This window comes from Pauljensenia sp. OF14-1SRA (assembly GCF_027694595.1).
Lineage (GTDB): Bacteria > Actinomycetota > Actinomycetes > Actinomycetales > Actinomycetaceae > Pauljensenia > Pauljensenia turicensis_B.
On the sequence record NZ_JAQEVQ010000007.1, the window covers coordinates 37,268 to 50,175 of the forward strand.

The following is a 12,908-nucleotide window of genomic DNA, read 5'->3' on the forward strand; positions in this document are numbered from 1 at the left end:
ATTTATCTGTTATTCTTCCACGGCACCGAAAAATTTGGTGCACGGCGGGGTACCCGAGCGGCCAAAGGGAGCTGACTGTAAATCAGCCGCGTAAGCTACGGGGGTTCGAATCCCTCCCCCGCCACCATCTTGGATGTATCCAAGATTCAGCGTGTGAGGACATTCTCAGACTGGCGGATTGCTAAAGCAATTGGAACTGAGATAGGCTCTTTCGCGTTGCCCCGATAGCTCAGTCGGCAGAGCGTCTCCATGGTAAGGAGAAGGTCAAGGGTTCGATTCCCTTTCGGGGCTCAGGTAGCGACGACGGTCGCGCCGTTGCGGCGGGGTAGCTCAGCTGGTCAGAGCGCACGACTCATAATCGTGAGGTCGCGGGTTCGAGCCCCGCCCCCGCTACCGCATATCAGGTCGCGCGCCGACAAACTACTGAAGCAAAAGAGGACACACCGTGGCAAGCAAGTCTCAGGATGTTCGCCCCAAGATCACTCTGGCCTGCTCGGAGTGCAAGGAGCGCAACTACATCACCAAGAAGAACCGTCGTAATACGCCGGATCGTCTGGAACTCGCGAAGTACTGTCCGCGTTGTCGCAAGTCCACTGCGCACCGCGAGACTCGCTGAGTAAGCAGTAAATAAATCCCCGAAGCACGTGCTTCGGGGATTTTTGTTTGCCTAGATTCTGCTCAGATTCAGGGCGCGCCGGGGTACGAGGCGATTCAGGAGTTAATGGCCAAAATGTGGGATTATAGGGTTAAACGACAAAATGGGGTTATAGGACAAAACGTGTTGGTTTTGTGGTGACTTTTCGGCTTTTTGGTGCGGAAAAGTCGGGTTTTAAGTTGATGTGTTTGCTTGGGAGATATGAAAGCTCCCGTTTGCCCTGTGTGCGCCCAGTCAATGAATCGCAATGGAAGAACGTCTGCTGGACGAGTCAGGTGGAGGTGTCGGGGGTGTAATTCCTCGATGGTGCAACGTATCGACTCGGGAGCTAAAGACTTATCAGCGTTCCTTAACTGGCTGTTGTCAGGGACAACCCTCAAAGAGCTTCCCGGTGAGGGCAGATCCTTCCAGAGGCGTTGCCAGGCGTTGTGGAGCTATTGGGCTTTGCCACCCATCATTGACCAGGTCCATGACGTCATCTACGTTGATGGCATCCATCTAGGGCGCAAAGCTGTTGTTCTGATTGCCCGAAGTGATGAGTATGTGTTGGGCTGGTATGTGGCAAGAGCGCAGAAAGCAAGCGCGTGGGAAGCGTTAATGAGCCGTATCGCCCTGCCCTTGTTGGTGGTCGCTGATGGGGGAAGTGGGTTTGAGAAGGCGCGCAAGAACATCTGGCCCCGTAGCGCTACTTATCCGTAGATGTTTCATGGGGCGAGCTTGCGCTGAACTTCTCGTCTGAGAACTTGCTGGCCTAGTCCGGGATTACTGCTACTTTCACACTGATGCGGTCGCGGAGGGCGTCGTAGGCTGAATACACGTCGCTGAGTGCAAACTCGTGGGTCACAATCGCGTCAACGTCGAGCCCCTTTCTTGGCCAGACGTGCGGGCCTGATCAAGCGTCTCAAAGCCGAGCCTTCCAAACACTCATCGGCTCGGGCGTTTTGATTTGCAGTCGGGTGGTCGGTCAAGACGTCCCCAATCGTCTGCGTGAACCCAGTCGTTATCTGCGATCCAAGCTCATCGAGTTACCGGCTGCACCTGGTGCGACGGTTTTGTGTGTTTGAGCTTGGATGTGTCGCGTGGGGTGTAGTTGGTGTGGGGGTGGGGTTGGTTTTGGTGCACCGGCTGCACTTGGTGCGACGGTTTTGCGTGTTTGATCCTGGATTTGTCGCGTGAGGTGTAGTTGGTGCGGTCGTGGGTTGGTTTTGTGCCCCCGACTGCACTTGGTGCGATGGTTTTGCGTGTTTAAGCCCGGATTTGTCGCGTGGGGTGCAGGTAGTGACGCTCACCAACTGACTTCGCTTCCTCATCGACGGGCGTGCCGGGGTGTGGGGTGCCAGAGGTGGCGCCTTCGTCGTGTGAGGCGATGTTTTGGGTATTAACCCCAAATCTGAAAGACGGGTGTAAGGGGCGGAGATGAAGAATGTCGCCTCTATGTCAGTTTCCCGTGCCGATGTTTTAGGGGAGCTGCCAATTGATTGGCGTTGCTCCTTGAACCCGAAGAAGGTCATTTGCCCTCGAGAAAGGCCTCGAACCGAAGAAGCCACGACGTGCTGACAAGGGGGATGGGTGCGCCGACTTGATGATCGGGAAGCGGTTCAGTCGCGGTTCCAGCGTCTGTGCCGGTCGGCCCCAGAGGATCGCCACCAGCGGTTGTGGTGTGCCCTCGTCATCTGTGCGGGCAACAAGAGCATCGATTGCGCATTCGGTGACCTCCTCCCACCCGCGTTTCTGGTGTGAGCCTGGGGCACCCGGGCGAACCGTGAGCACTCTGTTGAGCAGACAGACTCCCTCGCACGCCCATGGTGTCAAGTCACCGGAAGTCGGTCGCGCTAGGCCTAGGTCCGATTCCAGTTCGGTGAAAATATTGACGAGGGACCGCGGAATCGGTGTCCCCGGAGTGACGGAGAAACTGAGCCCCATCGCGTGCCCGGGTGTGGGATATGGATCTTGACCGACGATCAATGCTTTCACGTCGTTAAATGGGTAGGTGAACGCTCGCAGTACATCCGTACCAGCGGGCAGATAGTTGTGCCCGGCTTTGATTTCTTTGCGGAGCATTACTCCCAACTCATGAATCTTGTCTTCAACGGGCGCCAAGGCTTCAGCCCATCCGGGGTCGATGAGATTGATAAGCGGTTGAGGAGCAACGTCATTCATATGCTCAGCTTAGTGCGATCGAATCCGCGATGTTTATCCGATTGTGATACGTGGCGAGGCCTCGGCGCGCCGGTGTCTTCTTCGGCATCGAAACGTGCGTGACGTTAGGCTAAAAGGGTGAGTTCAGTTAACCCTCGTGATGAATTTGATGTTGCCGGCGAAGATATGCCTGTCGGTATGCACCGCCCTCAGCCGTCGAAGTGGAAGTCAGTCTGGCCATTCCTGGTCATTCTGATCGTTGTTCCCCTACTGGCTTGGGGAGCAAGTAGCCTTCTGACGAACAGGCCGACCTCGTCGAATACGACTGTCGCCCCTACGGGGCAATCCGAAGCGCAGTCGGCTCAGTCGGCACCTGAAACCACCCAGTCTGCTCCCGCTGAACAGGCTGAATCTGCTCAGTCGGAACCGGTAACCGAACCGGAATCAACGCCCGCCCCGGCGAACGAACCCATCGTTGACACCAACGTGAAGATTTCAGTGCTGAACGGTACTGGCCAGAACGGTTTGGCTGCTCGGACTGCCGAAAAGCTCACCGCAGCAGGCTTTGCCGGTGCAGCGACGGGCAACGCAACCGGTTGGGAGACCGAGGATTCAACCGTTTACTACCAGGATCCGAACTTGGAAGCCAGTGCGCGAGCAGTTGGCGAAGCTGTGGGCATCACGAACGTTCAGCAGTCGAATAACATCGGCGATTCAGATATTGTCGTTCTGCTGAGGTAATCCCGCTTCGCGCTCTAGGTGCGAACGCGACACTAGCAGGAGTGGCCAGTCGATAATCGACTGGCCACTGTGCTGTTTGCGCCTACAGTGAACCCCGTTTGCCTCGTCTTGCACTCGAAAGGGGAGAGTGCCAAACTTGAGTTAGCACTCGCCACGGCAGAGTGATAAAACCAGCGGGAAGGTGAGGGACGTTCGGCATCTGGAAAGGCCAGATGAACAGCGTTCCGTCCGTCGCGGGCACCATCCCCAATCCGCACCGCGGAAGGAAATAGACACCAATGGCAAAGATCATTCACTTCGACGAGGACGCACGTCGCGGCATGGAACGTGGCCTGAACCTCCTCGCTGATACTGTCAAGGTCACCCTCGGCCCCAAGGGTCGCAACGTTGTTCTCGACAAGAAGTGGGGTGCCCCCACCATCACCAAGGACGGCGTCTCTGTCGCAAAGGAAATCGACCTTGAAGATCCGTTCGAGCGCATCGGCGCCGAACTGGTGAAGGAAGTTGCAAAGAAGACCGACGACGTTGCAGGTGACGGCACGACCACCGCAACCGTTATCGCTCAGGCACTCGTCCGTGAAGGCCTCCGTAACGTTGCAGCTGGCTCGAACCCGATCGCTCTCAAGCGCGGTATCGACCAGGCTGTCTCCGCTATCGTCGAACAGCTCCACAAGGACTCCAAGCCTGTCGAAACGACCGAGCAGATCGCAGCAACCGCTTCGATCTCCGCGAACGACTCGGAGATCGGCAAGCTGATCGCTCAGGCATTCGAGAAGGTCGGTGCAGAGGGCGTCGTCACCGTCGAAGAAACCAACTCCTTCGACACCACCCTCGAAACCACCGAGGGCATGCGTTTCGACAAGGGCTTCCTCTCGGCCTACTTCGTCACCGACACCGAGCGCCAGGAGGCCGTCCTTGAGGACGCCTACGTGCTCCTTATGGATTCGAAGATCTCGAACGTCAAGGACATCGTCCCCGTTCTCGAAAAGGTCATGCAGACCGGAAAGCCGCTGCTGATCGTCGCCGAAGATGTTGAGGGTGAAGCTCTGGCGACCCTCGTCGTCAACAAGATCCGTGGCACCTTCAAGTCCATCGCCGTCAAGGCACCGGGCTTCGGTGACCGTCGCAAGGCAATGCTCCAGGACATGGCAATCCTGACCGGTGGCCAGGTCATCTCCGAAACCGTTGGCCTTTCCCTTGAAAACGCTGATCTTGAACTGCTTGGTCGCGCACGCAAGGTCGTCGTCTCCAAGGACGAGACCACCATCGTCGAAGGCGCTGGCGAAAAGGAAATGATCGACGCTCGCGTCCGTCAGATCCGCCAGGAGATCGAGAACACCGACTCCGACTACGACCGCGAGAAGCTCCAGGAACGCCTGGCCAAGCTCTCCGGTGGCGTTGCCGTCATCAAGTCCGGCGCCGCAACCGAGGTCGAACTCAAGGAACGTAAGCACCGCATCGAAGACGCAGTGCGTAATGCTCGCGCAGCCTCCGAAGAGGGCCTCGTCGCCGGTGGTGGCGTTGCTCTGATCCAGGCTGCTGACCGCGCACTGGCAACCCTCGAAGGCCTGCCTGGCGATGAAGCAACCGGCGTGAACATTGTCCGCGTTGCAATCTCCGCTCCGCTCAAGCAGATCGCTGAGAACGCTGGCTTCGAAGGTGGCGTTGTCGCAGACCGTGTCGCAGCAATGGAACCGGGCCACGGCCTGAACGCAGCAACCGGCGAATATGGTGACCTGATGGCAGCCGGTATCTCTGACCCGGTGAAGGTCACCCGCTCTGCTCTGCAGAACGCTGCTTCGATTGCAGGCATGTTCCTGACCACCGAAGCTGTCGTAGCCGACAAGCCTGAACCGCCGGCACCGGCCGGTGGCGAAGACGCCGGCATGGGTGGCATGTACTGAGCCACTGATGCTCGCGCGCGTCTCGCGTAGCTGAAAACAACCGGGGCCGGCCCTAAGATGAGGGCCGGCCCCGACTGTCTTTTCAGCCTTGTCGAGCAAGTGGTATCAGGCGTGTCTTTGGAGCCATCGACATCACTCAGGCGTCTTATGTCGGCACCTGGAACAAACGCCAGTAGGTAAGCCCATTAGACCGCTACGTGAGATCGTGAAATATGGCTTATGCGCCCGCAAAAAGGCCTGCGCTCGCGGCCTCGGCGTCTTCGTAGCTTTGGGCTGCAATCTGCATATGAGATCCGATCGTGTCCAAAGATGCTTCGACCTGCGCTTGTGTGGCTTGCCAGGAAGCGACGCATGCCTGAAAACTTGCTTGCGCAACGCCTGTCCATGAGCCTTCCAAGGCCTGTAGGTCTGCGAGCATTGTCTGAACCTGCGAACGGATTTCGTTGCTGAGGACACTGACGCGCGTAGCGCTCGCTGAGATTTGCGAAGAATCGACGGTGAAAACTGCCATGAGAATCCCTTTCCAATCGTGGTGACGCACATTGAAAAATGGTGCGTATGCCCACGCTAGGAAAGGGAGGAGGAAGCGGAAACCGGGCGAGCGCTCAATTGTGGATAAGTGCTACCCGCACAAAAATGTGGATAAGTCTGGCTTATGCCGGGTTTGCCGGCAGATCCATTGCTTCGATCGCGCTTTCAAGGGACGACGTTGTTTCATCATCTTCTGGAGCGACAGGCTCTGCAGGAATGACGATCTTCGGCAGGGTGCCGGTCATTGTGAGTTCGTCTGCCGGAGTTTCGACCGTAGCAACGTTTTTCTTCAGGTGGCGTCGCTTCAGGACGATGGTGCCGGTTGTGGTGAGATCCTCTTCGGGAGCGTCGTCGGAATCATCCGTGTCGTCGAGATCGTCATTGGTGTCACCGCACTGGAAGAGTGCGGAGTCGATTTTTGCCAGTTCGACTTCCAGGTTGGAACGGGCGGCGTCTTCCCACGCGCTTCCCAGTGGCGACTGGTAGAGCGGGTCGTAGGACAGGAGCTTGGTAATCAGCGCGCGGCGTGCTTTGAGGAAGGGAGTATCTTCCAGGTCGGCGAGTTCGTTGCGCAGCTTCTCGCGGTACTTCTTGTATTCCTGTGGGCTTCCGGCCAGTAGTGCGAGGTCGGCGTCCACCAGTACCTGGGCGTCCACATCGTCACGCGGTGCGCGGTGCTTGGCGAGGTATCCGATGAGTTCACCGATACGGTTTGTCACGTCTTCGCTGACACCGAGCGATTCCATGTGCTCGGCGGTGTTGGCAACGCACTCGTTGACGGTCGCATGCGGGTCGATGCCCTTGATTTTCACCGCGATACAACGGTTGAGGGTTGCGCCTCTGTACCATGCGGCGACTCGGAGGACGTCTGGGTCGTGTGCGGTTGCAGAGAGCTCATCGATGCGCGTAAGAACGTTAATCAAATGATGCAGGTTATGCAGAGCCAGGCGCTCGTCGGACCATTCTTCGACAAGTGCGTGCGCTTCTTGAATTAGTCGGTCAACCGGGGCGGTTGCGCCGAGTTCAATCATGGCGTCAGTAAACGAGCTGATAAGCCATTGTGGTGCTCCAGCACCCATACGCTCACTCCTGATTTAGGGATATGCCGAAATCATACTCAGGGGATAGGAATAAAGCATTTCCGGTGGCCTACGTCTCATGGGCGGATTGACGAGGCCTGCGCGTTCTCGAAGTGTAAGAAGCGCGTGGCAGGCGCGCTGGGTGCGTGGGGTCTACGGCCTGTGTGCTACTTTTCTGCGTCGGTGGGGCTGATGGCTGGTGCGTCCGGGTTCGTGTCCGCGGGGGAGTAGAGGAGCGGGAGTTCGATGCGGACGGTCAGCCCGCCTCCTTTAGTTTTGCTCAGTGTGGCGTTGCCACGGTGGGCGTTGATGATGCCGGCAATGATGGCAAGACCAAGGCCGGAGCCTCCCTGTGTGCGAGCACGTGACGTGTCGGCGCGGTAGAAGCGTTCGAAGACTCGCGATTGGTCTGCTTCTGCGATGCCGGGACCGTGGTCGCGGAATTCGACGACGGCCGTGTCTCCTGTTTTGCCGAGTGCGATTTCGACGGGTGAGCCCGCGGGAGTGTAACGGACGATATTGCCAATGAGGTTGGTGAATACCTGCGATATGCGGTCGCGGTCGGCTTGCGTCACCAGTGTCATGGGTGGTTTGTGTCCGCTGAGAGACGTCAGGGCAACGGAACGAGTGGGGTCCAGTGCCTGCAGGTCAAATACGGCGTTGCCGGCAAGTTTCACCAAGTCGATATCGGTGATTTCAAGGGGGCGTCCCTCGTCCAAGCGAGCCAGGGTCAGCAGGTCTTCGACCAGTGAGGCCATGCGCGTTGATTCTGATTGGATGCGTCCCATGACTTCGTCGACGCGTTCATCGGGAACGCCACCCATGGAGTAGAGCTCGCAGTAGCCGGAGATCGCGGCTAGTGGCGTGCGTAGTTCGTGGGATGCGTCAGACACGAAGCGACGGATCTTCTGTTCTGACACTTGTCGAGTGTGGAACGATTGCTCAACCTGGGTCAGCATCGCGTTGAGCGACAGGGACAGAGATCCGACTTCGGTGCTTCCCGGTTGGAAAGGAACACGTTGTGTGAGGTCGCCGGCCGCAATCTTGCCCGCGGTCGATTCGATTTCCCTCAGGGGAAGCAGGGAACGGCGAACCAAAGTGTGGCCTAGGAATGCTCCGACGAAGACGATGACAACACCGGCGATCGAGAAGTAGGTGCCCGTGGTGCGCAGGGTGCGTTGAACGTCTGTCAGAGGAAGAGCGATCGTCATGGTGCCCAGAGGCGTGGTTGCCGTGGAGGACGCATAGAGCGGGAAAGCGACCGCGCGCCAGTTGGAGCCCAGCTGAGTCGAGGGCACGGTAACGGGGTTAGTGATTTCGTCGGAGGTTTCCGGAATCTGTGCAGTTGCAAGCAGGTCCGGGATCTTGGGTGTCCCCGATGTTTCCAACGTTCCCGGGTAGTAGTAGGTCGTATCGTCGCCGCTTATGAAGCGTGCGTGAATGTAATACAGGGTTGGTAGGCCCGAGGTGCCGTCCTCAATCGACGTGTTTTCGCCTCGAATGAAAGAGCTCGCCGTGACGCGCAACTGTTCGTCAATCTGAGACACTAGATGGCGTTGCAGGAGGCCTACCATGACCGTTCCAGACATGATGAGCCCCAGAGCCAATAGGGCTGTAATCAGGCTGACTAACTGAGTAGAGAGGGGACGACGTTCCCAAAAACTACGCAGGTGGCCAAGCGGTCCCGAGGAGCTACTCATGTATTCCTCAGTCGTCGGCGCGCAGGATGTATCCGACACCGCGCTTGGTGTGGATCAGTTCGCCGGCTGCACCTTCGACTGCCAACTTGCGACGCAGGTAGGAGATATACGATTCGACGATCGCAACTTCTCCACCCCAGTCGTATTCCCACACGTGATCCAAGATCTGCATTTTCGACACGACTCGTCCCTCGTTGATCACCAGGTAGCGAAGAAGTTTGAACTCTGTGGGGGACAGGTCGATTTCGACGCCCGCACGGCTGACCTCGTGCGCATCCTCGTCAATGACTAGGTCGCCGACGCGGAGCTTGCCGTCGTCTTCTTCGGAGCCGATGGTGCGTCGCAAGATGGCGCGGATACGTGCAACGACCTCTTCAAGGCCGAAGGGCTTGGTTACGTAGTCGTCGCCACCGACGGTCAGACCCTGGATCTTGTCGCGCATATCGTCGCGTGCGGTCAGGAATAGAACGGGGACGCTCGCTCCTGCTTCGCGCAGGCGACGGGTCACGGTGAATCCGTCCATGTCCGGCAACATGACGTCCAAAACGATCAGGTCAGGGGCCTCGTCCATGGCGATACGGTAGGCGGACTGGCCGTCTTCCGCGGTCAGGACATCAAATCCGGCAAAACGAAGTGATGATGCCAGAAGGTCGCGAATATTCGGCTCGTCGTCAACGACAAGCAGGCGGGCTTCTTCCTCGGTACCTGTGCGTGTCATACCAATAGTGTGACCGATATTTCTGAGTGTTTCCTGAACGGTTCGTGAGAGTCGCGTGTGTGCGTGTAAAGCCCGTTTCTGTGCCACACCATTTAGTCAGCACTTATCAACGACCTGCGCATATGGCACGATAGAACTCCAAGAACACAAATGAAGGAACCCCGAAAGGAGCAGCGATGCTCGATCCGATGAGCCCACCCGATGTGGAGTTCCACTCCGTATCGCCCAAGCTTGCCCAGGTTCGCATCATCACGACGATTCTGGCATTCCTGCCTCTGCTCGCCAGCGGAGTCGCGCTCGCGCTTTTCATTTCGAAGTGGTGGTGGATCGGATTCGCGGTCGTTGTCATCATGATGATCTGGTCGCTGGCGATTATTCACCGTCAGGTTCGCGCGATGGCATTTGGCACGGGTGATGACGAGTTTTTGATCCGCAAGGGCATTATGTTCCGTCGTCTGACGTTGATTCCTTACGGTCGTATTCAGTATGTGGAACTCTCTGAAGGCCCGATTGCTCGCCACTACGGCATTGCAGAGCTGAAGATTCATACGGCGTCCGCATCGACGGATGCGACGTTGAATGGTGTTCCGGTTGCTGAAGCCGCTCGCCTTCGAGACATGCTTGCCGAGCGCGGCACGGCGGAATTGGCTGGCCTGTGAAGAAGTCGAATGAATCCGCCCCTTTGCGCGCCACGCAGGGCGGTGTCCCCGACGAGCAGTGGCGCAAACTGCATCCGGCATCGCCGATTATCCACGCGTGGAAGGCGATTGTGGCTCTGCTTGCGATTGTCACCTATCAAAATTTCGACACGGTTGCCGATATTGCGAATTCTGGCTTTGTTCGTCATCAGGCGCTCTCGCTGGTCGTCGGCGTCATTGTCGGCTCGGCCTTCTTGATTCTTCTTGCTATCGCGCTGTTTTCGTACTTCTCGTGGAAGTTCACGTCTTTCGCCGTTGTCGACGAAGGGGTGTATTACCGTGCTGGCATCTTCGTGAAAACGTTGAAGCATGCTCGTCTGGATCGCATTCAGGCGGTCGATATTCATCATCCGTTGCTGGGGCGTATTTTCGGCTTAGGCAAGATCAACATTGAGGTTGCCGGTGGCGGACAGTCGAATGTCGAATTCGGCTTCCTTAAAACACAGGAATTGGATGATGTGCGTGCTGAAATCTTGGCGCGCGCTGCCGGCGTCTACTCTTCGCCACCTTCCGCTTCGGTGGAGAATGTGCCTCAGTCTGATTCCGCCATCGAATCGGGGGACGAGGCCGGCTCCATCGCTCAGGCACCGTCATTGGAACAGGCCGGTTCCTCGGTTTCTCGCCGTCCGACGGTCGCTCCGGAACGAGTCCTGTACACGGTTCCTGTGGGCAGGCTTGTTGCTTCGCTGGTGACGAATATTGGCATGATCATTGCGATCCTAGTTGTGCTTGCCATCTTGGTCGCGTCGGTTGTCTTGCTGATCAAAGTCGGAATTGAGGGTACGGCGGGTATCTTCTCTGGTTTTGCAGGTATTGTTGCTGCCGTCGGCGCAATCTGGAGTCGTTTCGCAGGCGAGTTTAACTTCACTGCAGCCGTTTCACCGGATGGTATTCGCACTCGTTCGGGTCTTCTGGAAACCCGCAATCAGACGATTCCGCCGCGTCGTGTCCACGCTGTTCTTGTTCAACAGCCGTGGCTTTGGCGTCGCTTCGGCTGGTATCGCGTGAAGATCACGCAGGCTGGCTACGGTGGAAAAACCGATAGTGACAAGTCTCAGCGTTCCGCTGACGTTCTTTTGCCGGTGGGCACTCGCGCTGACGCGGAGCTTGCCCTGTGGCTGGTGATCCGCGACTTGGGTGTGACTGACCCCGTTGCTTTCATTGAAGCTGCTTTGAATGGAACGCGCGAAGGGCAAGGATTCCTTCCCGTTCCGATGCGTGCGCGCCTGTTTGATTGGTTCTCTTACAAGCGCCGCGCAGTCGCGCTGACGGATACGTGCTTTGTGATCCGCAAGGGCTGGCTGACCTGGCAGACCGGTTTTATACCCGTGGAGCGGATTCAATCCTTGGCGATCATTCAAGGTCCGTGGGAGAAGAAGTGTCAGCTGGTTGATGTGAATGCTTCCATCGTTCCAGGTAGTGCCCCAGAGCTGGCAGGCCACATTGATGAGGAAGCCGGCGTTGCCTTGCTTGAAGAGCTCCGCGCGAAGTCTCAGCTGAAGCGTGCCAGCGAGCCCGCGGAACACTGGATGCTGCGCGTCACGAAGGGTCTTGACGTCCGTCAGGAAGATCAGAGCATTTACGCGTCACAGGACGACCCCTCGTGTGAAAACAGCGTGACCGTAGGCGAAGATAACTCCGATTGTGATCGCGCCGATGTTCAGCTGGAAGCCGATGAATCGAGCGCGGCCTCGTCGATCGAATAACGGCGGACGAATATCGACTACCGTTGAAGACGCGCGCCCGCGCACACCATCTACTCAAGGCGGCACATTGTGAGTGAGCAACCAGGCAGGCTTGACGTCGGACTCATCGGCATGGGGACGGTCGGTCCTGTCATCGCTTCCGCTCTACGTTCCGCCGGTCATCGAATCGCCGGCGTCGTCGCGCACACGGACGCTGAGAGTGAGCGTGCGGAGATGATGCTCCCGGGTGTGGCGATCATGGACGAAACCGAGGTCATTGCCACATCGGGCTTGGTGATTCTGGCCGTTCCCGACGGGGAAATCGAGCCTCTGGTCAAGGGCCTTGCCGACATGGGCGCGTGGAAAATGGGGCAGATCGTCTGCCATCTGGCGGGCCCGTTTGGAACCGGGATTCTGGCGCCCGCCCAGGCGATGGGCGCGATTCCGGTCGCGATTCACCCCGTTATGACGTTCACGGGTATGAGCCTTGATATTCCGCGCCTGTCGGGTACTCCGTTTGCTGTCAGCGCGCCCGCACCATTCCTGCCGATCGCGCAGGCGCTGGTTGTGGAAATGGGTGGTGAACCCATCGTTGTCGACGAAGATGCTCGCCCGGCAGTTCACGCGGCGCTCACGCTTGGCACGCTTGGGATCGTGACGGCGGTCGTCCAGTCTTTGGGCGGCCTTGAACGCGCTGGGATTGAGGACCCCGCCCTGTTCGCTTCTTCGCTTCTGGCTGGAACGGCAGAAAAAGCGCTGTCTGAAATTGAGCGGGCTTTGCCAACTCCGATTGCGAACGGCGATACGCAGGTCATTGCTGAACACGTGAAAGCGCTGGCTGGCCTGTCCGCATCCGACGGTGATTCTGATGTTGCGGGTGATTTCGCGGATGTCTACCGCGCGCGTGCGCATCAGGCGACCGACATTCTCCATCGACGAGGCCGCCTGAATGATCGAGCGTGCGATTCGATCAAGGCGGCGCTGATGGAAGGCGGGCTCTGACGCTGATTGTCTGCGTCGTGTTGGCGCAGAATTGACAGTACGTCAGTCAGAAACGT

The 12,908-nt window shown here is 57.9% G+C and carries 12 protein-coding genes, 3 tRNA genes and 1 pseudogene; 11 read left to right on the forward strand and 5 right to left on the reverse strand.

All coding sequences use genetic code 11. From position 1 onward, the window contains the following. Positions 1-43: 43 nt before the first annotated feature. From PG731_RS05195 to PG731_RS05215, 6 genes and pseudogenes are all read left to right on the forward strand, one after another. Positions 44-127, forward strand: a tRNA-Tyr gene (locus PG731_RS05195). 91 nt (positions 128-218) lie between these two features. Next, positions 219-291: transfer RNA gene (locus PG731_RS05200), tRNA-Thr, on the forward strand. 28 nt (positions 292-319) lie between these two features. Continuing rightward, positions 320-393: transfer RNA gene (locus PG731_RS05205), tRNA-Met, on the forward strand. A 52-nt stretch (positions 394-445) separates the two neighbouring features. Continuing rightward, the gene (gene rpmG, locus PG731_RS05210; RefSeq protein ID WP_006680816.1) at positions 446-616 is read left to right on the forward strand and encodes a 50S ribosomal protein L33; all 171 of its coding nucleotides are present in this window, start codon (positions 446-448) and stop codon (positions 614-616) included. A 240-nt stretch (positions 617-856) separates the two neighbouring features. Next, a pseudogene (locus PG731_RS09225) lies at positions 857-952 on the forward strand (transposase-like zinc-binding domain-containing protein); the annotation flags it as partial. 6 nt (positions 953-958) lie between these two features. Continuing rightward, a complete protein-coding gene (locus PG731_RS05215) occupies positions 959-1,354 on the forward strand; it encodes a hypothetical protein (RefSeq protein ID WP_270772592.1) in 396 nt (131 codons plus the stop codon). Positions 1,355-2,113: 759 nt separating this feature from the next. Here PG731_RS05215 and PG731_RS05220 read toward each other — a convergent pair. Beyond that, complete coding sequence (locus tag PG731_RS05220; protein ID WP_270772593.1) at positions 2,114-2,815, reverse strand: uracil-DNA glycosylase; 702 nt, start codon at positions 2,813-2,815, stop codon at positions 2,114-2,116. Between the two features lie 117 nt (positions 2,816-2,932). Here PG731_RS05220 and PG731_RS05225 point away from each other — a divergent pair, with 117 nt between their 5' ends. Further along, positions 2,933-3,535 carry a LytR C-terminal domain-containing protein gene (locus PG731_RS05225; protein WP_270772594.1) on the forward strand — a complete coding sequence of 201 codons (603 nt, stop codon included), beginning with the start codon at positions 2,933-2,935 and terminating at the stop codon, positions 3,533-3,535. Positions 3,536-3,813: 278 nt separating this feature from the next. Next, positions 3,814-5,439, forward strand: coding sequence for a chaperonin GroEL (groL, locus tag PG731_RS05230; RefSeq protein ID WP_270772595.1), 1,626 nt, complete (start codon positions 3,814-3,816; stop codon positions 5,437-5,439). 217 nt (positions 5,440-5,656) lie between these two features. Here the strand turns inward: groL and PG731_RS05235 are convergent, their stop codons facing one another. The 4 genes from PG731_RS05235 to PG731_RS05250 form a co-directional block, all read right to left on the reverse strand. Further along, positions 5,657-5,950 (reverse strand): WXG100 family type VII secretion target, encoded by a 294-nt coding sequence (locus PG731_RS05235; protein ID WP_101628405.1) that lies wholly within the window; start codon positions 5,948-5,950, stop codon positions 5,657-5,659. 142 nt (positions 5,951-6,092) lie between these two features. Beyond that, the gene (locus tag PG731_RS05240; RefSeq protein ID WP_270772596.1) at positions 6,093-7,049 is read right to left on the reverse strand and encodes an HD domain-containing protein; all 957 of its coding nucleotides are present in this window, start codon (positions 7,047-7,049) and stop codon (positions 6,093-6,095) included. A gap of 167 nt (positions 7,050-7,216) precedes the next feature. After that, on the reverse strand, positions 7,217-8,749 hold the full coding sequence (locus PG731_RS05245; protein ID WP_270772597.1) for a sensor histidine kinase: 1,533 nt from the start codon (positions 8,747-8,749) through the stop codon (positions 7,217-7,219). 7 nt (positions 8,750-8,756) lie between these two features. After that, positions 8,757-9,467, reverse strand: coding sequence for a response regulator transcription factor (locus tag PG731_RS05250; protein ID WP_101628402.1), 711 nt, complete (start codon positions 9,465-9,467; stop codon positions 8,757-8,759). Positions 9,468-9,643: 176 nt separating this feature from the next. Between PG731_RS05250 and PG731_RS05255 the strand changes: the two genes are divergently transcribed. The 3 genes from PG731_RS05255 (at position 9,644) to PG731_RS05265 (ending at position 12,852) form a co-directional block, all read left to right on the forward strand. Then, positions 9,644-10,126 carry a PH domain-containing protein gene (locus PG731_RS05255; protein ID WP_101628401.1) on the forward strand — a complete coding sequence of 161 codons (483 nt, stop codon included), beginning with the start codon at positions 9,644-9,646 and terminating at the stop codon, positions 10,124-10,126. Further along, on the forward strand, positions 10,123-11,871 hold the full coding sequence (locus PG731_RS05260; protein WP_270772600.1) for a PH domain-containing protein: 1,749 nt from the start codon (positions 10,123-10,125) through the stop codon (positions 11,869-11,871). Before PG731_RS05255 ends, PG731_RS05260 begins: the two co-directional genes overlap by 4 nt. 69 nt (positions 11,872-11,940) lie before the next feature. After that, positions 11,941-12,852: a Rossmann-like and DUF2520 domain-containing protein gene (locus PG731_RS05265; RefSeq protein WP_270772601.1), complete on the forward strand. Its 912-nt coding sequence runs from the start codon at positions 11,941-11,943 to the stop codon at positions 12,850-12,852. Positions 12,853-12,908: the final 56 nt, after the last annotated feature.

Bases quoted from the DNA above. Each gene is read 5' to 3' on its own strand.
- PG731_RS05215 (WP_270772592.1), top strand. From the start codon at position 959: ATGGTGCAACGTATCGACTCGGGAGCTAAAGACTTATCAGCGTTCCTT.
- PG731_RS05220 (WP_270772593.1), bottom strand. From the start codon at position 2,815: ATGAATGACGTTGCTCCTCAACCGCTTATCAATCTCATCGACCCCGGA.
- groL (WP_270772595.1), top strand. From the start codon at position 3,814: ATGGCAAAGATCATTCACTTCGACGAGGACGCACGTCGCGGCATGGAA.
- PG731_RS05235 (WP_101628405.1), bottom strand. From the start codon at position 5,950: ATGGCAGTTTTCACCGTCGATTCTTCGCAAATCTCAGCGAGCGCTACG.
- PG731_RS05240 (WP_270772596.1), bottom strand. From the start codon at position 7,049: ATGGGTGCTGGAGCACCACAATGGCTTATCAGCTCGTTTACTGACGCC.
- PG731_RS05245 (WP_270772597.1), bottom strand. From the start codon at position 8,749: ATGAGTAGCTCCTCGGGACCGCTTGGCCACCTGCGTAGTTTTTGGGAA.
- PG731_RS05250 (WP_101628402.1), bottom strand. From the start codon at position 9,467: ATGACACGCACAGGTACCGAGGAAGAAGCCCGCCTGCTTGTCGTTGAC.
- PG731_RS05255 (WP_101628401.1), top strand. From the start codon at position 9,644: ATGCTCGATCCGATGAGCCCACCCGATGTGGAGTTCCACTCCGTATCG.